The organism is Chloroflexota bacterium (assembly GCA_016219275.1).
GTDB lineage: Bacteria > Chloroflexota > Anaerolineae > UBA4142 > UBA4142 > JACRBM01.
Window position 1 is genome coordinate 1 of record JACRBM010000012.1, and the last position, 21,286, is coordinate 21,286.

At 55.7% G+C, this 21,286-nt stretch carries 19 protein-coding genes and 1 pseudogene; 5 read left to right on the forward strand and 15 right to left on the reverse strand.

Features of this window, described 5'->3' with window-relative positions:
* Nucleotides 1-416 precede the first annotated feature (416 nt).
* On the reverse strand, nucleotides 417-611 hold the full coding sequence (locus HY868_01475) for a hypothetical protein (GenBank protein ID MBI5300778.1): 195 nt from the start codon (nucleotides 609-611) through the stop codon (nucleotides 417-419).
* A gap of 234 nt (nucleotides 612-845) precedes the next feature.
* On the opposite strand from HY868_01475, the gene HY868_01480 reads away from it, so the two are divergent.
* The 3 genes from HY868_01480 to HY868_01490 all read left to right on the forward strand — a co-directional run bounded on the left by HY868_01480 (nucleotide 846) and on the right by HY868_01490 (nucleotide 5,473).
* Nucleotides 846-1,781: a hypothetical protein gene (locus HY868_01480; GenBank protein ID MBI5300779.1), complete on the forward strand. Its 936-nt coding sequence runs from the start codon at nucleotides 846-848 to the stop codon at nucleotides 1,779-1,781.
* 290 nt (nucleotides 1,782-2,071) lie between these two features.
* A complete protein-coding gene (locus tag HY868_01485) occupies nucleotides 2,072-4,336 on the forward strand; it encodes an SH3 domain-containing protein (GenBank protein ID MBI5300780.1) in 2,265 nt (754 codons plus the stop codon).
* 66 nt (nucleotides 4,337-4,402) lie between these two features.
* Entirely contained in the window at nucleotides 4,403-5,473 is a 1,071-nt protein-coding gene (locus HY868_01490; GenBank protein MBI5300781.1) for a hypothetical protein, read from the forward strand.
* Nucleotides 5,474-5,567: 94 nt separating this feature from the next.
* Here HY868_01490 and HY868_01495 read toward each other — a convergent pair whose 3' ends face one another.
* The 10 genes and pseudogenes from HY868_01495 to HY868_01540 form a co-directional block, all read right to left on the reverse strand.
* Nucleotides 5,568-6,674, reverse strand: a complete 1,107-nt coding sequence (locus HY868_01495) for a DegT/DnrJ/EryC1/StrS family aminotransferase (protein ID MBI5300782.1) — start codon at nucleotides 6,672-6,674, stop codon at nucleotides 5,568-5,570.
* A gap of 57 nt (nucleotides 6,675-6,731) precedes the next feature.
* Nucleotides 6,732-7,274, reverse strand: a complete 543-nt coding sequence (locus HY868_01500) for an N-acetyltransferase (protein ID MBI5300783.1) — start codon at nucleotides 7,272-7,274, stop codon at nucleotides 6,732-6,734.
* A 70-nt stretch (nucleotides 7,275-7,344) separates the two neighbouring features.
* Nucleotides 7,345-8,133 (reverse strand): metallophosphoesterase family protein, encoded by a 789-nt coding sequence (locus tag HY868_01505; protein MBI5300784.1) that lies wholly within the window; start codon nucleotides 8,131-8,133, stop codon nucleotides 7,345-7,347.
* Between the two features lie 12 nt (nucleotides 8,134-8,145).
* Nucleotides 8,146-8,385 (reverse strand): DUF2283 domain-containing protein, encoded by a 240-nt coding sequence (locus HY868_01510; protein ID MBI5300785.1) that lies wholly within the window; start codon nucleotides 8,383-8,385, stop codon nucleotides 8,146-8,148.
* Nucleotides 8,376-9,248, reverse strand: a complete 873-nt coding sequence (cysC, locus tag HY868_01515; GenBank protein ID MBI5300786.1) for an adenylyl-sulfate kinase — start codon at nucleotides 9,246-9,248, stop codon at nucleotides 8,376-8,378. The genes HY868_01510 and cysC overlap by 10 nt, the downstream gene beginning before the upstream one ends.
* A 109-nt stretch (nucleotides 9,249-9,357) precedes the next feature.
* Nucleotides 9,358-10,827, reverse strand: a complete 1,470-nt coding sequence (locus HY868_01520) for an alkaline phosphatase family protein (protein ID MBI5300787.1) — start codon at nucleotides 10,825-10,827, stop codon at nucleotides 9,358-9,360.
* A pseudogene (sat, locus tag HY868_01525) lies at nucleotides 10,807-11,973 on the reverse strand (sulfate adenylyltransferase). Before sat ends, HY868_01520 begins: the two are co-directional and overlap by 21 nt.
* 101 nt (nucleotides 11,974-12,074) lie before the next feature.
* Nucleotides 12,075-14,324: an ATP-dependent Clp protease ATP-binding subunit ClpA gene (gene clpA, locus HY868_01530; protein ID MBI5300788.1), complete on the reverse strand. Its 2,250-nt coding sequence runs from the start codon at nucleotides 14,322-14,324 to the stop codon at nucleotides 12,075-12,077.
* Nucleotides 14,321-14,641, reverse strand: a complete 321-nt coding sequence (locus tag HY868_01535; GenBank protein MBI5300789.1) for an ATP-dependent Clp protease adaptor ClpS — start codon at nucleotides 14,639-14,641, stop codon at nucleotides 14,321-14,323. The genes clpA and HY868_01535 overlap by 4 nt, the downstream gene beginning before the upstream one ends.
* 219 nt (nucleotides 14,642-14,860) lie before the next feature.
* Nucleotides 14,861-16,036 (reverse strand): amidohydrolase, encoded by a 1,176-nt coding sequence (locus HY868_01540; GenBank protein ID MBI5300790.1) that lies wholly within the window; start codon nucleotides 16,034-16,036, stop codon nucleotides 14,861-14,863.
* A 67-nt stretch (nucleotides 16,037-16,103) separates the two neighbouring features.
* Here HY868_01540 and HY868_01545 point away from each other — a divergent pair, with 67 nt between their 5' ends.
* Together HY868_01545 and HY868_01550 are read left to right on the forward strand one after the other, a co-directional pair.
* The gene (locus HY868_01545; protein ID MBI5300791.1) at nucleotides 16,104-16,325 is read left to right on the forward strand and encodes a helix-turn-helix transcriptional regulator; all 222 of its coding nucleotides are present in this window, start codon (nucleotides 16,104-16,106) and stop codon (nucleotides 16,323-16,325) included.
* A gap of 10 nt (nucleotides 16,326-16,335) precedes the next feature.
* Nucleotides 16,336-16,929 (forward strand): restriction endonuclease, encoded by a 594-nt coding sequence (locus HY868_01550; GenBank protein MBI5300792.1) that lies wholly within the window; start codon nucleotides 16,336-16,338, stop codon nucleotides 16,927-16,929.
* Here the strand turns inward: HY868_01550 and HY868_01555 are convergent.
* The 4 genes from HY868_01555 to HY868_01570 form a co-directional block, all read right to left on the reverse strand.
* On the reverse strand, nucleotides 16,926-17,690 hold the full coding sequence (locus HY868_01555) for a site-specific DNA-methyltransferase (protein ID MBI5300793.1): 765 nt from the start codon (nucleotides 17,688-17,690) through the stop codon (nucleotides 16,926-16,928). The two genes, HY868_01550 and HY868_01555, sit on opposite strands and share 4 nt — an antisense overlap.
* A 138-nt stretch (nucleotides 17,691-17,828) precedes the next feature.
* On the reverse strand, nucleotides 17,829-18,605 hold the full coding sequence (locus HY868_01560; GenBank protein ID MBI5300794.1) for an inositol monophosphatase family protein: 777 nt from the start codon (nucleotides 18,603-18,605) through the stop codon (nucleotides 17,829-17,831).
* A 259-nt stretch (nucleotides 18,606-18,864) separates the two neighbouring features.
* Nucleotides 18,865-20,247, reverse strand: coding sequence for a HAMP domain-containing protein (locus HY868_01565; protein MBI5300795.1), 1,383 nt, complete (start codon nucleotides 20,245-20,247; stop codon nucleotides 18,865-18,867).
* A gap of 16 nt (nucleotides 20,248-20,263) precedes the next feature.
* Nucleotides 20,264-20,938, reverse strand: a complete 675-nt coding sequence (locus HY868_01570; protein ID MBI5300796.1) for a response regulator transcription factor — start codon at nucleotides 20,936-20,938, stop codon at nucleotides 20,264-20,266.
* Between the last annotated feature and the right edge of the window lie 348 nt (nucleotides 20,939-21,286).

Here is a 21,286-nt window from a genome sequence, read left to right on the forward strand (position 1 = left end):
ACCAAGCGCGACATTGTCGGAGAAACCGAGACAACCCTATCGTCCGTCGGCGAATCATCCGTGGCGTCGTTCACCCATTGGTCGTGCGCGTTTCAAATCTTCCCAGCGGTTAGGTGACCCAAAACTTTGACGCACACCCTCTGCTGGCGGGTGTGCGTCAAGTTTTTGGGTGGTGAAAAAACCTTGCGAAGGTTGAACGGCAATCAGATTTGATTTGTCGTCAAAACCTTCGCAAGGTTGAGTGTTCCAAAATTTTGACGCACACCCTCTACTGATGATTATGGCACGTGCAAAGTCAGCACGGCGATTGCACGACGAGGGATAAGGATTGATCCATAGACCACTTCGCACTTCACCCGCCTATCCGCGACGCGCTTGAAACGGTGTTCGAGTTTGAAGACCTGCCCCGCATTAGGTCAATCACGCACCACGCGTTCAAACTCCACAATATTAATGACGCGTCCCAGGATGCGACTGTAGACCGTGCGATGAGCGGCACGCGGCTCCACCCAGTGCAACACTTCGCTCAAGGATTCTCTGCAATGGGCGACCCATTCCGCGATTCCCGCCAAGTAATCTTCGCCCGCCAACTTGGCGAGGACGATACACACTAACACTGTAACAAGGGTATGGCGCACTCAACAGGCGTGGCAGGAATCCTTGAGACGCACCAGTGCTGCGTACAGACTATCAAGATCAATCACCAAAATTGTGGCTTGACAATATTTTCAAAACGCGTGTATAATAGCGCCAGTTGATGCAATGACCAATGGGAGTACGTGGCAGTCAGGGCGTCAATCAATCAATGGCTCCAAAGAGAGCAGGACATCCTAAGGAGGATGAACATGAAGTACTTGAAAGTTCTCGTGCCTGTGCTTGTCGTGGTCGCGATGCTTCTCGTCGTGTTGCCCGCCGGCGCGCAGGGTCCTACGATCCAAACGACCGATGGCAGCAAGGCGAAGGCGATTTTCGTTCGCACCGCTGGTACGAATGAGGATCCGTTCGGCGGTCTTCCGATCCAGACATCCACTGGATTCGGTTCCGCGACCAAGTATGGCGTCGGTGGTCCTGGCATCTTCTTGCGCAACGGTGGCGTGCCGAGCGTGAACAGTGGCGATGGCACCAGCCCGCGCAAGTCCGTCTACGTTGGCGGTGCTTGGGCAGCAGGCTCCTATCCGGAAAACGAAGGTCCTCAGGAACTCCCGACCTGCGCTACCGTGAAACTTCCCGCCGGTTCCTCGCGATGGTTCAAGCTCGACGCGTGGAAGAACAAGAAACAACAAATCTGGGTTGATGATGAGCTCAACACCGCAACCGCACCGTCTGGCAAGTCCGTGTTCGGCGCGGGTGACAACTACATGTGGGGTTTGAACTGGGAATCCCGCTGGGCAGCGAACTCGTTCTTCGACGCTCCATGGGCTTTGGGCACCAAGGGACACATGGCTGATGGCTTCGTCATGGCAGTCTACGATCAAGACGCCATGTTCCCGAACTATGCCTACGCTCCGCCGAATGCTGCGCTCTACACCGTGAACGTCTCGGGTAGCGGTGGATTGCGCCGCGCTGGACAGCAAGTACCCGGCGCTGCGGATAATGGTCGTGGTATTAGCGTAGGCGCCTTGCACGTAGCTGTTCACAGCTACGGCGCCGCGAACTGGGCTCAACCTGAGCACATGCTCTGGCACGAAGGCATCTACGATGGTTGGGTTCACGCGCGTGTCTACAATCAAATGATCTGGGACGGCGTTGTCAGCGTCTGCACGTACCGCGCCGCCCGGTAATTTCAACTTTGCCTCCTCGCTATATCAGCATCAACTCGGGTCTGTCTAGACCGGGGGTGTAGCGCGCAGGGGGTTGCAGTGAAAAGGACATCCTTGATGTTTCTCCCACTGGGTTTGAAACGAATCGTGTCCTGAATCGCAAATTGCAATCGCATCGTACAACACAATGTCGTCACACTGAACGCGTGCGATATCTGCCAAACATCAAGGGTGTGCTTGTATCACATGACCAAATCGAACGCGACGGGAGATTCACTTCCGTCGCGTTCAACCTTGTATAATGAATTCGAATGACTAGGCGCACGTTCTTTCCCTCAAAAATTTTTTCTCCCGTCATTTTTTTTCTTATTGCTTCCGTATGTTTCGGCATCGCTACTCCTACCCTGCTCGCCGCCACACCTATTCCTGGGTCGGTTCAAGCAACGGCGACGGATGCGTTGCGCGTTCGCTCCGGACCCGGCACCGCGTATCCGCAACTCGGTAGCGTGAACAAAGGCAGCACGATTCAAATCCTCGCGCGCACTGCCGACAATCAGTGGTGGCAAATCGCGTTTCCCGACGCCCAACGCCGGGGCTGGGTTTCGGCGCAGTTCACGCAATTGCTCGACCCAGTTGATTCGTTGCCCATCGTTGGAACGCCGACGGCTATCGTTGCGGCGCCGACGAACACGCGCGCCGTCGCGTCGAGCGCGACGCCGGTTACGCCGACCGCTACGCGCACGCCGACGAACACCGCGACGAGCACGCGTACTCCTACCGATACTCCGACGCTGACCGCAACGCCGACCTCGACCAGCACGCCAACCGAAACACCAACTCCCACATCCACCAGCACACCGACGCCAACTCCCACTGAGACGCCGACGGTCACACCAACTAGCACACCGACCTTGACGCCGACCAGCACGCCTACATCCACGCCGACGCCAACACCAACGAACACGCCAACGGTCACACCGACGCCGACGATCACACCCACTCCAACGGCTACGCCTATCGGTCGCGATCCTAGTCGCGCGTTGATCAGTTACGGTGTAGACAATGTCGTTCTGCGTCAGACGAAAATGTGGTTCCGTTTTGAATATCGCGGCGACCGCACGCCGATTACGGTCGCGTTAGACGGCTTTGGCACACGCGATCTCGAATTGCTGGTATATACGCCGGAACAAGTGGATGAAAAAAGTGCTGCGCCACGCGGCACACCGGTCGGACGCGGTGGAGGCGCCAAGGCGCAAACCGGACACGATCTTTTTTGGACGGGCGCGTTCCCGCTTGGCGGTACCTATTTCATTGCCATCGTCAATCCCACCGATCGCGCGATTCTTTTTCGGCTCGCGGTTTCCGGACCATCAGTCACGGCAAGGACCCTTCAATCAACCACCACCTCGCCCCTGACATTGCCGGATGCCAACACTCCACTTTCCAAGGTGCGCGTCGAATCCAGTGCTTTGGGTTTAGGGGGATTAGAGAAACTCGACTCTTCTGAAACCTGGGTTAGTTTAGGATTGATGATTCCCGATTTCAAAGAAATCGGACAACCGTGGTTTATCTACACTGTCTATTTCCCGCCCGACTTGGGTATCGCGCCGATGAATGTCACAGTGCCCCGGTCGCCTGATCGGTGCACCCCTCCCAGCGCGATCGGTCCGATCATTACTCAGACGATCAAACTATGCGCGAATAGCGTTTACTCGAACTTGAACATCGCCGGGAGCGGCATCGGGATTTTTGGCGATGACGCCGGTACGGCGCTGGTCAAATCCGAAGGGCGCAACTTTGCAGTGACCGCCGTTGGAGAACGCTTGCTGATTCAGGGATTGAAAATCCAAGCGTCCACCGATCCACAAGACGCAGACAAGTGGTTGTGCGCCTATGAAAAGTGCGGCGATGGCGCGAACGCATATCCTGGGAGTACCGTGTACGGCGGAGGCATTCTGCTCAAAGCCGCGCGTTCGGTGGTCAGGGATGTCACAGTTACCGGCGGCACCAATGGTATCGCGACAATTGATAGCGCGGATAATTTTTTCATCAACAACCGGGTGACGCATCAGTCCGGCTGGGCATCGTACAATCGTTTTGCCGTACGCAATTATTTTATGGGCAATGCGTTCAACTATAGCTATCGGAGTTGTGTGGGTCCGGATGGCAAATTCTATCAGCATGGTTGCGAGACGGCTGGATGGCTTTGCATCAGTTGCTCGGACATCCTGCTCGTTGATAATGACTGTTACAGCGGCGGCAACTGCTACTATGCCAATGGCGACGGCGGGGTCTCCTCTTTCAACATCAAGTTTATTCGCAACGCGTGCTATGGGTCGCCCAACAATTGCTTCGAGGCGACGTACTCCAAGGGAATTTTCTTCGAGAAGAACGTTACGGGCAAGGACCCGCACACCGGGCACGATTGCGTCTATCCCTTCTGGATTGGCGGCTCCGAGGTTGTCTTCGGGCGCGATAACAATTGGGCATGTACGGTAACTGCTGCGAGCGCGATCAAGCGTTCGGAAAATTCAACCGATGGATCATCGAACACGCCGAGACCCGGAAATAGATAATCGAAGAATGCAAAAGGTATGCTATAATTGGCGCAAGAAAACTGACGATTCTCAAAAGGAGGACGAATGAAAAACAAAGTGTTGCTGGGCTCGCTTGTAGTGCTCGCGCTAGGTTTGCTGTTGGGAGTGAGCGCGTGGGGTGTTGCCGCGCAGACGCCGACGCCGAACGATCAACCCTGGCTTGCCGTGTACACGTACGGCGAACCGCGTCGCATCGAAGCGAATTCGGCGCAGTGGTTCATCTTTGATTACAAGGGAGACCGGACACCCATTACCGTAATGTTGTCGGAAGGTCGGATCCTGGGACTCGAATTTCGAGTTTACACGCTCGACCAGGTTTTGCATCTCGATCAAGAAGACAAATCGGTTGGACGCGGCACCCCGCCCAAAGTAGCTTGCGATGTGGATGGGTCATGCCAGTCGGCGCACTTACAGTGGCAAGGCGGATTCGCGCTGAACGGTCCGTACTTTGTCAAGGTCACCAATCCCAATGATCGTTGGCTCACCATACGGTTGTATATCAGCGGCGAAGGTGTGACGTTGGGACCGCAAATTCCGCCGACGCCGACGCCGACGTTACCCGCGCCGACCGCGATTCCGCTGATTGTGCCCGCGACGCCGGTCACACCAATCGTCCCGTTTACAACGACCGTCCCACTTACGACGACGACGCCCACGACAACAACCACCGTGGTCGCGCCGCCTGCGCCGGTCGTCGTTGCGCCGGTGCCAACCGTGCCGCCGCCGCCGAAGAATGATTCGCCGTACTTTGCGCTCATGGTGCCGGACAACAAAGAGCAAACAATCTCGGCGAATGGACGCTTGTGGTACAGGTTTTACTACGGCGGCGACCGCTCGAACGTGCTGATCGTTCTGCCGGTCGGTAGGGCGATTGGCGTGAATTTCCGTGTGTACACGCAAGAACAAGCCAGCAAGTACACCGATGAAAAGTTTGTCGGGCAAGGCAACACGGGCAAGATTGCATGCGACACTGGCACGTGCACCTCGGATGACTATGCGTGGCAAGGCGCGTTCTTCTCATCTGGAATGTACTACATCGAGGTCGTCAACAATCTGGACAAGGAACGCACATTCAAACTCATCATTCGCGGCACGAACATCAACATCGAAGAATAAAAAAATGGGGCGAGAGAATCTCTCGCCCCATTCTATTCGTATCACCAGAGCAAGAATCCAGGTTTCTTAAAGAAGCCTGGATTCTGACGAATTTTTATCTACGAAATTCTTTTACCGCGTTTACGATCTCCTCGATTTGCGCGTCGGTCAACTCGGGATACATCGGCAGAGACAGAATTTCACGGGCGGCTTTTTCCGCGTGTGGAAAATCGCCGGTCTTGTAACCCAGGTCGGCGTACACCGGTTGCAGGTGCAACGGAATTGGATAATGAATGCCGGTTTCGATGCCGCGCGTTTTCAAATGTTGTTGCAATCCGTCGCGATTTCCCGCCGGCGCGCGGACACAATAGATGTGATACACCGGTGTGATATGTTTTGGCGCAAATGGCGCGATGATATCGGTATTGGAGAACAACTCGGTGTACCGGTCCGCGATATCGCGTCGCCGCGCATTCCACGCGTCGAGGTGCGGCAATTTCGCGCCGAGAATCGCGGCTTGGAGCGCGTCCAGCCGATAGCCGTACCCGACGATGAGGTGCTCGTACTTGCTGCGCCGTCCGTGATCGCGCAACATGCGCGCGCGCGCGGCAAGTTCGGCGTCGTTCGTGACGAGCGCACCGGCATCACCGTACGCACCCAGGTTCTTGCCGGGGTAAAACGAAAAGCACGCGACATCGCCCATCGTCCCTGCGCGTTTGCCGCGATACTCGGCGCCGTGCGCTTGCGCCGCATCTTCGATCACGCGCAGATTGTGCTGGTGCGCAATCTCCAAAATCGCGTCCATCTCCGCGGGTTGCCCGTAGAGATGCACCGGGATAAGCGCACGCGTGCGCGGCGTGATCGCGCGTTCGAGCGCGTTCACATCCAGGTTGTACGTGCGCGGGTCAATGTCCACGAACACCGGTTTCGCGCCGACGAGCGAAATCACTTCGGCAGTCGCGATGAACGTGTGCGTCGTCGTAATCACCTCGTCGCCCGGCTTCACATCGCACAACAACAGCGCGAGGTGCAGCGCGGCAGTGCCGCTGTCCATGCCGATGCAGTGTTCGACGCGGCAGAAGGCGGTAAAATCTTTTTCGAACTGCGCGACTTCTTTGCCGAGAATGAACGAGGTGTTGTTTACAACGCGTTGCATCGCGGCGTCAATTTCCGGTTTGATCGCGGCGTACTGGGCTTTCAAATCTACAAGGGGAATGGTCATTTCAAGTCCGTTTCAAGTTTTAGGTTTCGGGGCATTGCGTAACCCGAAACTCTCGCTTCACTGATACGCTTCGATTTCATCCACACGCTTGACGACGCGCGCTGGATTGCCGACGACCAACGCGCCAGGCGGCACATCATCCACCACAACCGCGCCGGCGCCGACGAGCGCGTTCTCGCCGATGACGATCCCAGGAAGCAAGGTCGCGTTCGCGCCGATTTTCGCGCCACGTTTGATCGTCGCGCCTTGCAACTGTTCTTTCACGTTTTTGGAACGCGGATAGCGCGCGTTCGTCACGACGACGTTTGGACCAAGCCAGCAATCATCTTCGAGCACGGAAAATTCCGGCACGAACGCGTTCGAATGCAAACGCACATTGTTGCCGATCTTGACGTGATGCTCGACAATTGTGTGCGAACCGATGCTAACGTGGTTGCCGATTTCGTTTTCTTCGCGCACGAGCGCGCCGTGCCCGGTTTGAAAATCGTCGCCGATGACGTTGCCCGCATAAATCACCGTGTGCGAGCGAATCACCGCGCGCGCGCCGATGCGCGTTTTGAGTTCGCCGGCGCGTTTACCGCGCGGCGGCTCGCCGACGATGCAAAATTCGCCGAGCGTGCTGTTCTCGCCGAATTGAACATGAGGATAAATCTTGGCGCTCGAGTCCACTTTATTTACTCACTTGATGCTTGTTCCAGTGTGGCGTGTTCTGTCCCAACATGTACTGAATGATGAATTGTCCGGCGGGATGATGGGATTGTTGAACCGCCGCAATCACCGCGTCGCGATCATACTCGACGCGCCGGTGTGCGATAGTATAGCCACGCGCGTTCGCTTCGATGATCGCGTAACTCGCGCGCAAATCTTCTTGAAATGAATTGCTGACGCTCCCCAGGTTGATCACGCGAATTCCGTTCACGGTCATATCGAGCGGCGCATGTGTGTGCGCAACGCAGACGAGATCGGCGTTCGCGTTTTCCATTAGCCCCGCGAGTTCCGCTTCACCAATTCCTGGGTGTGCACCGCGTCCATCATCCTTGCCTGCCGACGCGTGCGCGCCGAGCAAACGTGTCCCGTCCGGCAACGTCATGCGTTGTTCGACCGGCAATTGCGCGAGCGAGTCGAGCCAGCCGTTTGACGACAGCGCGCCTTGCGTCCACGCGAAACTGCGCGCGACCTCGACCAACTTAGGCAACAGTGTCGCGTCTTGTGCGACATCCGCAAGTGAGGGCTTGGGCAGTTCGCCGGTCACGAGATAGCGGTCGGTGTTGCCGCGCGCGAATCGCGCGTTCGGCAATCGCGCGAGACGTTCCATGGTTCCGCTTGGATCGTGCCCAATCGCGACGAGGTCGCCGAGCACCCAGGTTTCATCCACGCCGCCTTGCGCGCGAATGTCCGCGAGCACCGCGTCGAGCGCGATCGAGTTGCCGTGAATGTCGGCGAAAAGTGCGAGACGCATAGTCAGGAAAAATCAATTCCGATTAGTTGGAGTTTGTCCAAGTAGTGCACGTACTCCAATAATCGTGACTCCGACTAGATCTTTGTCGGCGTAGTGATAGACGATATTATTTTCCATGACACTATCATTTGCTTGCTGTGGTTTGCGAAAACTGATGTAGAGAACATCTGCTGACTCATCCAGGTCAATCCACACATGCGGTGAGACAGCTAGCAGAGAGGGCAATGCGCTGAATACGTTTCTCATTTCGATTGTCGTTGCCATAGAATCCCCTTTGCATGCACGCGCTCGACTTGCGAAGTCAGGAACGCGGTAATTACAAATCCGTCGCGTGGAGTTGTCTCGCGGTAGACGACCACCATGTCTTTCTCAGTGATCGGTGTTTTGGCATAGTGTCGCGTGGCAATCAATTCTCCCGCATTGCCAGAGACGATTACCTCAGGATTGGAAACGGTTTCCAAGACCCACTCGTGCAATCCACTCATATAATCGTGCGATTCTGTGATGTGTCCCCATCGTTCAAACGTCAAACGCGTCCATACCTGATCATGCGACTGAGCAAACCCAAGTGCGCTGGGATCCTGGGTATGAATGTAACCAACCTCTTCGAGTTTCGCCATTACCTTCGCCGCACTTTGCGCCGGCGTTTCCTTGTCGCTTTCAAAAACGACTTCGGGATTGTCCGGCGCTTCGTATGGATCATCCACGCCGGTGAAATTTTTGATTTCGCCGCGCATCGCTTTTTTGTACAGCCCTTTCACATCGCGTTCCGCCAAAACTTCGAGCGGACACTTGGCGTACACTTCGACGAAGCGTCCACCGACGCGCGCGCGGTTCTCATCGCGGATTGCGCGGTACGGCGAAATCGCCGCGGCTATCGCGACGACATCGTTGCGTGTGAGCAGTTCGCACACGAACCCGATGCGCCGAATGTTCGTATCGCGATCCTCTTTGCTAAAGCCCAGCCCTTTCGACAAATTCTCGCGCACCACGTCGCCGTCGAGAATCTCGACCTTGTAACCGCGTGCGCGCAATTCTTGTTCGACCAAGCGCGAGACGGTCGTCTTGCCCGCGCCCGAAAGTCCAGTAAACCAAATTGTGAAGCCAGTTGTCAATGGAGTCTCCGTTTCGAAGGAAATCAGGGAACTGAGGGAAATAAGGGAAACACCGATTCCCTGAGTTCCTTCATTTCCCTCAGTTCCTTTATTTCCCTTCTTTGCATTCTTACACTCGAATCACTTTTCCAATCATATCACCCGGCACGTCCATCCCAAACTCGTTCAACACGGTCGGCGCGATGTCGTACAATTGCACGCCCTTCAACTCGCGCCCACCCAGGTTCCGATTCGGATCGTGATAGATGAACATGCCCATCTGCGCGTGATTCGCGTCGTCGGGTCCCGTGTCGTTCTCGAACGTGTGCAGCGCGTTCAAACCCAACGAGCCGACCGCGCGCCAGTACAGATCGCCAAACACGACGATGAGATCGGGTGGAATGTTTTTCGTCGCGCGATAAATCTCCTGCGGCTTGTAGACACGCGTCGCAATCGGCTTGCCCTTATCATCTGGGATCGCAGAAATTTTTGCGATGAGTTCATCGCGCACTTTTTCGTACTCGTTTTGCGGAATCACACCTTGCGGCTCGCGTCCTTGCACGTTGAGAAAGATGCGGCTGTAATATCCGCCGCTGCCCCATACGCGCGTCTTGCTCCAATTCACGCGCACTTTTTCGAGCGGCACGACGCTCTGCGGTTTTTCTTCAAGCACCAAGTACCCTTCGTTAATCAACCATTCGTTGATCGCGATGCCGCCGTCCATTTTCTTCGCGCCGTGATCGCTCATCACGATGACCGTCGTGTCGTCGTCGAGCAGTTCGAGCACGCCGCCGATTTGCTGGTCGAGCCAAACGTAATAATCGTGCACCGAGTTGATGAACGGATTTCCTGACTCGTGTTTCGGATGCGTGACATCGTGATATTTCCAGAAACCGTGATGCAAGCGGTCTACGCCGATCTCCACCGACATGAGAAAATCCCAGGGTTTCTCTTTGATGAACGACTTGATGACCTTGAAATGGTCTTCGGTCATCTCGTAGATTTTCTGCAAGAGCCATTGCTTGTCGTCGGTTCTAAAGTTCGGCACGTCCACGAGATAGCTCGGCGCGATACGCAATACATCGTCGCGCAAATTCTCTGGATACGTGAATTTCGATTGCGCGTTCGGCGAGAGGAAACAGCCGACCATGCCGCCGTTGATTGGCTTGGGCGGGAACGAGGGCGGCACGCCGACGAGAAACGATTGTTTGTCCGCGCGTCCCAGGTAATCCCAGACGGCTGGCTCGGTGAATGCGCGCGCGTTCGCGGTCGTCATTTTTTCGTACGAATAGTCCGCGCGATTGCGGAACCCGTACACGCCGAGCTGACCTGGGTCTTTGGAGGTCAGCGAGCACATCCACGCCGGCACGGTGATCGGCGGCATCGTGGATTCGATCTCGCCCCATACGCCTTGCGCCGCGAGTCGTGCAAGGTTCGGCATCTCGGCGCGATATTTGTCGAAGACGAGCGACGGTTCGGCGCAGTCGAGACCGAGGATCAAAACACGTTTTCTAGTTGGATGGTTGGATAGTTGGGTAGTTGGCTGTTGGCTGTTGACTGTTGACTGTTGACTGTCTACTTTTGCGCGGACACCATCCATGAGTACGCGCGCCACTTCCGGTCGCGTAAACTCTTGCGGCAACATCTCGCCGCGCTGAAGCATCTCGCGCACCTGCGTGCCGCTCAAAACCAGGTGGTCTTCCTTGCCATGCGGACACGTTTTCGACGAAACGATCTGTCCGCACTTTTTGCAGTAAAACGTATGCTCGAACATCAACGGCGTGATACCGATTTCTTCCGGTTTGAATTCGTCGAAAATCTTTTGCGCGTCGTACGTGCCGTAATAATTCCCAACACCCGCATGGTCGCGTCCGATGATGATGTGCGTGCAGCCATAATTTTTCCGGCAGATCGCGTGAAAAATCGCTTCGCGCGGACCGGCGTACCGCATCGCCGCGGGGAACACACCGAGCACAACGCGGTCGGGCGGATAATAATCGCGGAGCAATTCTTGGTACGATTGCATTCGCACATCCGCCGGGATGTCGTCCGCTTTCGTTTCGCCGACGAGCGGATGCAAGAACAACCCATCCACAATTTCGAGCGCGGTCTTTTGGATGTACTCATGCGCGCGATGGATCGGGTTACGCGTTTGAAACGCGACGATGCGTTTCCAGCCGCGGGATGCAAACATTTTCCTGGTCTCAAGCGGGGTGTGACGGAATTCCGAAAATTCTAAATTACTTGGCAGATCAATCACTGAGATTTCGCCAGCAAGATAAATGTCGCCTTGCTTGTAGAGTCGCGCGACGCCGGGATGTTTTTCGTCGGTCGTGCGGTAGACGTTTTGAGCTTCGCGCGTTTTGGCGTACTCGAATTTTTCAGCAAGCGACATCACCGCGAGCAAGTGTCCATCTGGTTCGGTAAGCGCGATGTCCTCGCCCACGCGCAATGTGTCTGCGACCTCGCGCGTGACGGGGAGCGTGATCGGGATGCTCCAGACCAGACCGTTTGCCAGGCGCATCGTTTCGACAACCGATTCGTAATCGCGTTTGCCCATAAAACCGGTTAGCGGCGACAGCACGCCAGTCGCGAGCAATTCAAGGTCGGACATGTTCACGGGGTTGAGCGCGATGTGTTTTGCATTTTGTGCGCGTTTGATCGCGGCTTCGCGCTCCACACCGCGCGCCATTCGATCAACCAACACGCCGCCGTGCGGCGCGATTTCACCGATGTAATTCGACATTACCACTCCATTCGTTTCAAAATTGCCCAGCGATTATAGCACAAAGCAAAAGGAGCGCCAAAAGATTGACGCTCCTTTGTATGCTGTCTGTTGTCGTTGCATCAACTTTCTTTTTTCCGATAACTGAGTTTGATCTCTCCGTCCGCGATATCACCAATCGCGGTGCCGCCGCCATCCGCGAGTTCGCCGAACAACATCGCCTCGGACAAGGGCTTGCGTAGTTTGTCGTCAATCAAGCGCGACATGGGACGCGCGCCAAAATTTTTATCGTACCCTTTTTCAGCGAGCCACGCGCGCGCGGGGTCAGTCATTTCGAGTGTGACGTGTTTGGGTGTCAGTGCAGATTGTAATTCGCCGATCTGTTTGTCCACGATCCGCAAAATCGTTTCCGTCGAGAGCGTGTCGAAGCGCACAGTCGCGTCCAACCGATTGCGAAATTCGGGATTGAACAAACGCTCGATTGGTTTCTTCGCCGGGTCGCCGCTTTGCTCGGAGCGAAAACCGATGGGCGTCGCGGTCAATTCGCGCGCGCCCGCGTTCGTCGTCATAATCAGCACGACATTGCGAAAGTCGGCTTTACGTCCAGTGTTGTCGGTCAACGTCGCGTGGTCCATTACTTGCAGCAAAATGTTGAAGAGTTCGGGATGCGCTTTTTCGATCTCGTCGAGCAAGACGACCGAGTACGGTTGACGCCGCACCGCGTCGGTAAGCAGACCGCCTTGGTCGAAACCGACATACCCCGGCGGCGCGCCGATCAAACGACTGACCGTGTGCTTTTCCGAGTACTCGCTCATATCGTAGCGCAACAACTCGACGCCAAGCGCGCGCGCGAGCACGCGCGCCAGTTCGGTCTTGCCGACGCCGGTCGGTCCGAAAAACAGAAACGAGCCGACCGGTTTGTATGGCAAACGCAATCCCGCGCGCGATAAACGAATCGCGGACACGATCGCGTCAATCGCCGGGTCTTGTCCGAAAATATGTTGGCGCAACGTCGCGTCGAGATTTTTCAAGCGTGTGCGATCATCGCCCGACACGGTCTCTGCCGGCACCTTCGCCATCGCGGCGACGACGACTTCGATATCCTGGCGCGTCAAAACTTGTTTGCGGTCCGCTTCTGCACAGATGCGTTGCCGCGCGCCGGCTTCGTCCAACACATCAATCGCCTTGTCCGGCAAAAAGCGTTCGTTGATGTGTTTCGCGGACAATTCGACGGACGCGCGAATCGCGTCGTCAGTGTAGATGACCGCGTGATGCGATTCGAAACGCGTTTTGAGACCCATCAAAATTTGCACGGTCTCTTCGACGGACGTTTCGGCGATTTCGATTTTCTGAAAGCGCCGCGCCAAGCCGCGATCACGTTCGAGCGTTTTGAATTCCTCGTGCGTGGTCGAGCCGATGCAGCGCAACGCGCCGTTGGCGAGCGCGGGCTTGAGCAGACTCGACGCGTCCACCGAACTGCCGCTCGTCGAACCCGCGCCGACGAGCGTGTGAATTTCGTCAATGAACAACATCGCATTCGGTTTGTTTTCGAGTTGCTTGAGCACGCCCTTGACGCGTTCTTCAAACTGTCCGCGATATTTGGTGCCGGCGAGCACCATACCCATATCGAGCGCGTAGATGCGCGCGCCTTTCAACAATTCCGGCACCTGCCCCGCGTGAATGCGTTGCGCGAGTCCTTGCGCCATCGCGGTCTTGCCCACGCCTGGGTCGCCGACAAAGAGCGGATTGTTTTTGAGCCGTCGGCACAACACCTGAATCGTGCGCTCGAGTTCCGCTTCGCGTCCGATCAACGGATCGAGTTTGCCTTGCTCGACGAGCGCGACGAGATCGGTGGTGTACGCCGCGAGCGCATCGCGCGCGGGTTTCGCTTCGTCGTCGTGGTCGCCCGCGACTTGTTTTGCCGGTTCGTCTTTCGCGATGCCGTGCGAAATATAGTTCAGCACGTCGAGCCGTGTGACGCCTTGTTGTTCGAGCAGATAGCGCGCGTGCGAATCCGGTTCTTCGAGCAGTGCCGCGAGAATATCGCCGCTCTCGATTTCTTTCTGCGCCGCGTTTTGCGCGTGCCACATCGCGAGCGATAGAACGCGACCCAGCCCGACGGTTTGTTCCGGATCGGATTTGGAATTCCTGGGCAGTTGCGTCATATTTTTTTCGAGCCAGGTTTCCAAATCGTGTTTGAGTTTGTTCAGGTCCGCGCCGCATCCTTGCAAAATTTGGCGCGTGCGTTCTTCGCGCAACATCGCGAGCAAGAGATGTTCGAGCGTGAGATATTCGTGCCGCCGTTGGCGCGCTTGTTTGAGCGCGTCGTTCACGCACTGGCGGAGGGATTCAGGAATTGTGGGTGTGCTCATTCTGGCTCCATCGTACACAAGAGAGGAAACTGGGCGTCGCGCGCCATCTGCAACGCTTTCGCGACTTTGGTTTCGGCGACCTCGCGCGGGTACGTGCCGACGACGCCGATGCCTTTGTAATGCACGTCGAGCATAATGCGCGTGGCGTCGGGCACCGATTTGCGAAAGACTAGCATCAGCACCTTTACGACAAAATCCATCGTCGTATAATTGTCGTTGTGCAACAACACACGATAACGGGGCGGCTCGTCAATTTTCTGACGCGTTTCCTGTTCGGTGGCAACGCCGCCTTCTTCGTCTATCCATCGCGATGACATAGTTTCCCCAGGTCGCCGTTTATTCTACGCAAGCAGTGGGAGCAGGTCAAGCGCAAAAAACTCCAGCCCCAAAGCAAGTCGGACAGAAAGCAAAGATTTTAGGACGCGGACGCTTCGCGCGCGGATTTTCACCGATCAGAAAAAATATCCGCGTGAATCCGCGCGCGAAGCGTCCGCGTCCTGAATTGCCCGGTTCGGTTTTGGTTTGTCTGAGTTGGGTTAGCGCGTCAAAAACCGTCGCGCCGATTCGGCAAGCAATGCCGCGCCGATGGGCAACGCGCCTTCGTCAATGTCGAACACGGGATTGTGATGCGGGCGACTGCGTGCGTCCATTTTCGCGCCAATGTTGAAGAAGGCGCCGGGCTTGGCGCGCGTCATATAACTGAAATCTTCCGCGCCCATCTGCATCTCGGCTTCCTTCACGCGATCTTTGCCGACCAAGTCGGTTGCCATTGCGCGCACGAATTCCGCCATCGCCGGATCGTTGACCGTGGTCGGATATTGCGGCGTGATCTTGAGCGAGTAATCCCCGTCGAACGCGCGGGCAATGGCGAACGATTTTTCCAAATCGTCGTGCAAACGTTGGCGCACCTTGTCTTCGAAACTGCGAATCGTGCCGGCAATTTTGACTGAGGGTGGAATGATGTTCGTCGCGGTGCCCGCGTGAATCATCGTCACGGAGATGACGCCTTGCTTGATCGGATCAATGCGCCGCGAGACGATGCCGTGAATCGCGTTGATGATCTGGGTCGCGAGCCAGATCGGATCAATCGTCGTGTGCGGGTACGCACCGTGCCCGCCGTGCCCGATGATCTCGGCTTCGAACGTGTCCACCGCTGCCATGAATGGACCGGGACGCACGTAGACCATGCCGCTCGGCAAATCGCTCGCGACGTGCAAGCCGACCACCGCGTCCACATCGTTCAGCGCGCCTTCCTCGACCATGCGTTGACCGCCGCTCTTACCTTCCGCATCGGCGTTCTCTTCCGCCGGTTGAAAGAGCAACTTGACCGTGCCTTTGAGTTTGCCCTGTTTGAAATCTTCGCTAAGAATCATCGCCGCGCCGAGCAAACACGCGACGTGTCCATCGTGTCCGCACGCGTGCATCACGCCGGCGTTTTGCGATTTGTACTCCACGTCGTTCGCTTCGAGAATCGGCAAGGCGTCCATATCGGCGCGCAACGCGAAACGCGGATGGCTGCCATCGCCGATGTACGCGACGACGCCGGTTTTCGCGATGCCGGTCGAGTACTCGATGCCCAGGTCGTGCAAAACCTGGGTCACGCGTTGCGCGGTGCGAACTTCTTGAAACGCGAGTTCGGGATGTTGGTGCAAGTCGCGTCGAATCGCGGTGAGTTTGTCTTTCAATTGGTGTGCACGGTCAAGGTAGGTCATTGGAAAACTCCTTGGATGTGACTTATCGTCCGTAGATTCATAAACCACAAACTAGTATGATAAGGTTATGCCAAAACAAATCTCTGTCATTCAGCGGTTCGGAGAACGCGTTCGATTGTTGCGACAAAAGCGCAGCTGGTCTCAAGAAAAATTCGCTGAAATCTGCAATTTGGATCGGACATATATTAGTGGAATTGAACGTGGCGTGCGGAACGTTTCGCTTCGAAATATCGCGGCATTGGCGCAGGGGTTGGGAATTTCGCTTGATGAATTGTTCAAAGACATGTAAAGGAGCCAAGGTGCCTACAATTCTTGACCGTTGGGATATCTCTCTAGACGAACTTACAGAAGTGGTAAACAGCAATCCAAGTTTGCAAGGATTCTTAATTGGATATATTGGTGAATTCAAACTTCGCAAAATATGGTTCTCTGATGGACGTGTCGAGAATGTCCACAAATTTGATGATCATGATCGCAGACACAAGAACGACTTGGCGATAACTTATCAAGGATGTGAGTTTACGATTGAGGTTAAATCATTGCAGACAAATTCAGTCCGCCAAGAAGGTGATGATTACCGTGGCGCATTCCAGTGTGATGCAAGTGATCGTCGAATGGTTGTATTACCGAATGGCAGAAAAGTTGAAACGACTTGTTTGTTGGTCGGTGGATTTGATCTTATCGCAGTAAATCTCTATGCTTTTCGACACGCGTGGGAATTCGCGTTTGCGCTCAATCGAGATTTGCCCCGTACCGAAAACTCCAAATACACATTGGCACAGAGAAAGCACCTACTGGCAACTTCAATGAAGATTACTCTTCCAGTCGAACCGCCCTTTGTGAACAATCCTTTCACGTTGCTAGACCGGCTAGTTGCGGAAAAGCAAGCCTAACGTTTTACGAAGACGAGGAAATAGGAATGGTTTTTGCGCGCGTGAACTTGTTTTAGTATGCGGCTTACGCTAGCGTTATTGGGACGCACTAGAACAAATAGGTCTTTGGCGTAAAAACCCAACTTGGCATACTCATTGATGAGTTCTACATGCGTCAAGTGTTGTTTTCCGGCGCTGACTTCATCTTGGCACTTGACGATGAATATCCCCTCCCGGCGCAAAATGCGATATGCTTCTCTCCCCCCCTTGAAATACAAATCGAGAACGGCGGCGTGCCATTTTGGTCCGTTGTCACTGCCGTTTCCATCAGAGTACGCATTGCGAAAACTATGATAAGTTCCAACCCCGCCTAGATGTTCTTTCGTTCGACGCAATAATCCTTCCATGTATGGCGGATCAAGCACTACGCAATCAATCGAACGATCTGGATAAGGCAGTTGACGAAAATCCACACCAGTTTTGAGATCCGTGGCTTTCAGCACATATTTCTCTTTTGGGACATTACGCCAAAAAACACCCAGACCATATGTGATGTCTGCCACCACTGCGCCATGTGGGACATGCAGTTCTAGAATCTTTGGAAAAAGATCTGCGTTTGTACCGATGTGTGCGGATTGCAAAATTTGGGAGGTGGCGATACCGCCTTGGACGCGTTTCTTTGAAGGGGGTATGTCAGATTCTCTTGTTTTCGTTTCTTGCGAATAGAACAAACCCAGTTGCTTGTCTTTGGCGACGCGTGTCTTGGTCTTGCGCTTGAGCATCCTGTCTCTCCATCTATACCGAGCCTACTTTGCCATTATAGCACAGTATGAAATGTTTTGAATCTCGCTAAGTTAAATTGCGGGCGTAAATTTCTTTGCGTTTGAAGAATCTCCTGTTTGTTCATTTGTTCTTCCTTCTCAATCGCGATTGATCACCTTCAACACATCCGGCAGTAAAACCTGGGTCGTCGCTAACGCTTCGTTGCCGTGAATTGTCACATTGCCGCGCCAATCGCCAAAATAGCCGCCGGCTTCTTGCAAGATCGGCGGGAACGGTCCACAGTCCCACACACTCATGATCGGATCGAGCATCAACTCGGCGCGCCCGGTTGCCACACAGAGGTAACCGTACGCGTCGCTCCACCCGGCGTGAAAGTACGTCGCGGCTTGGATGCGTTGCCACTCCGCCGCGCGGTGATACTTGTCGAAACTCGCCATGTCCGAGTGCGCGACATACGCGCGTGAAAGATCGGTCATCGGCGAGACGCGCGCACGGCGACTGTTCCACCAGCATCCTTCGCCCGTCGCCGCCGCAAGCATCTCGTTCATCGCCGGAAAGTACGCGACCCCGACCTCAACCTTGCCTTCGATTTCCAATCCGATGAGGACGCCGTACAACGGCACGCCGCGCGTGAACGCTTTCGTGCCGTCAATCGGATCAACGAACCAGCGATGCGTCGCGGTCGTCGTTTCCGTTGCGCCGAATTCTTCGCCGACAATCGCGTGCTGCGGAAATTGTTTTTCGATGCGCGCGCGAATCAACTCTTCCGATTTGCGATCGGCGACGGTCACCGGTGTGTCATCCGCTTTGAAATCGGGCAGGACTCCAGTTTGAAAATAGCCGAGCGTGAGTCGCCCGGCGAGGTACGCGGTTTCGGTGGCAAAGTCGAGATACGCGCGCAGTGATGTAGACACGAATCCTCCGGTTATGCGTTGGATCAAGTGACTACATTCTACGCTGAATCGCTTTTCACTTCAAGTACGCCTGCGCGGCGCGCGTGGTACCGCGCGGTTGGCAACAAGGTACTACAGACGCCGAGCGACAAGCGCGCTACAATGCGAGTGAAAACAGATGGCGCTGTGGGCGCAGTGCCGTAGAAAACTCAGGGATCCTCCTCCCCCTGAGTTTTCTTTTTTGTACGGAGAAATCAAAAGAGGGCTGACGCGAAGGAATCTAGGGCGCGCTCTGAAGCGTCACGGTGAACACACTGCCTTTGCCGATGTGACTCTCGACCGTCAGCGTGCCGTGTTGCGCGTGAATCAGTTCTTGCGCGATGGATAAGCCGAGTCCAGCGCCGCCACCGCTGCGCGAGACATCGCCGCGGTAAAAGCGCTCGAAGATGTGCGGGAGCAAATTCGGCGCGATGCCCGGTCCCGTATCGCGAATATTGATGGCGATGTGGTCGCCGACGCGCGCGACCTGGATGCCGATGGTAGCGCTCGCCGGCGTGTGGACGCGCGCGTTGTCGAGCAAGATCAGCAACACTTGCTTGAGGACATCACGATCAGCGAGCACATTCGCGTCGAGCGACGCGGCATAGTCAATCGTGCGGTGCGGCGCGAGGAGTTTGGCTTGGCGATACACATCGTCGAGCAAGGGCTTGAGCGGCACCGGCTCGCGCCGCACCGGTCGCCCGGCGTCCGCGCGCGCGAGCGCGAGTAATTGGTTGACGAGGCGAATCAATCGCTCGACTTCATCCTTCGTGTCCGCCAACACATCCACGCGCTCTTTCGGATCCATCGGCGGATTGTTGCGCAGTAATTCGATGTTCCCGCGAATCGTCGTAAGCGGCGTGCGAAGTTCGTGCGACGCGTCACCGACAAAGCGGCGTTGTGTGTCCAACGCTTGTTCGACCTGGCGATACGCGGACTCGAGTTCGGTCAACATCGCGTTGAACGTCGTCGCCAGCTGACCGACCTCATCGTTGGGTCCGGTGTGTTCGACGCGGCGGCTGAAATTGCGTTCGCTGCCGATGGCTTGCGCGGTGTGCGCGATTTGATGAATCGGTCGGAGCACCATACCGGCAAGCACCCAGCCCACGATGAATGCGGCAACAATCGCGAGACTGCTGCCCACGATCAGAATGAGGCGCAGCGTGCCCAACGATTGCGTGCGTTCCGAGATCGGCGTCGCCACTTGGATGATTCGCGCTACGCGATTTTGTTGCAGCACCGGTTGGCTGTAAATCAGGAGCGGTTCATCTTCCACTTCGGCGACCTCGACCCAGGGCAAACCTTTTTGGAGGTCACCCAAGCCGGTATCACTCAACGGCAAGGTCGTATCGGCAAGGTCTGCCGTGCGCGCGCTGACCGAGCCATCCGCATTCCGCGTCTGGGTCCATCTGCCGGGCAAGGTCGTGGGGAGGGGCGGTCCTTCGGAAAAGCGCGGGAAACGCCGCTCGCCGCTCGCCAGCGCGTCGGCTTGGCGCGCGAGCGTGGTTTTGATCGCGTCGAAGGTGACGCGCGCTTGCGTGACGTAGAGCGCGGCGCTAAAGATGATCAGCGTGACCGCGAGGATCGCGCTGTACAGCAAGGTCAAACGTAAACGAATAGACATCTTTGATCGAACTAACTTATTCTTCGCGTAAAACGTAACCGACCGCGCGCACGGTTTGAATCAAACGCGGTTGTCCGCCGGCTTCGATTTTTTTTCGCAAGTAGCCGACGTACACTTCGAGTACGTTGTCATCTCCGGAATCATACCCCCACACTTCTTGCAGAATTTGTTCGCGACGCAGAACTTGGCGTGGATGTTGCATCAAGTACTGCAAGAGATCAAACTCTTTGGAGGTCAATTCAAAGGCGCGCTCGCCGCGCCGCGTTTCGCGCGTGATCGGATTGAGATACAGGTCGGAATACAGTAATGGCGCGTCCTTGCCGATTGCCGCGGGACGGCGCAAGAGCGCGCGCACGCGCGCCAACAATTCGGCGGGCGCAAAGGGCTTGGCGAGATAATCGTCCGCACCGCTTTCCAACCCTTGCACGCGATCTTCGACCGCGTCGCGCGCGGTGAGCATCAAGATCAACGTCTTGTTTTCGGTCGCGCGCAGGTGTTTCATTACGCCGATGCCGTCCAGACCTGGCATCAACCAATCGAGCACCATCACGTCGGGACGATGCGCTTGCACTTGGGCGAGCGCGGCATTTCCGTCGTCGGCGGTGATAACATTGAATCCTTCATACGCCAGAGTGCGCCGCAACATATTCAAGAGTTTTTGATCGTCGTCTACTACGAGCACGGTTGCCATGCGGTATCCTACCAGTTTATTGCCGGTCAAGTATAGCACAACTTGCTGAGAGTGTGTTGAACGAATCCTGAGTAAATGCTGAGAAATGCGCGGCGAACTCGCAGACATCCTTGCGAAGGTTTAGCCGACACATCCAAAATGGTTTGCACGCGCAAGCCGCATCAATCGGAAAGGCGTTTTCCTGCAACCTTCGCAAGGTTTTTCGCGAGATTCCTAACTCGGACAAGCCGAAACCAAACAAATTATTGGACGCGGATGAACGCGGATGAACGCGGATATTTTTCTTATCCGCGAAAATCCGCGTGAATCCGCGTCCCAAAATTCTTTGCTTTTTGTACAACGATTTCA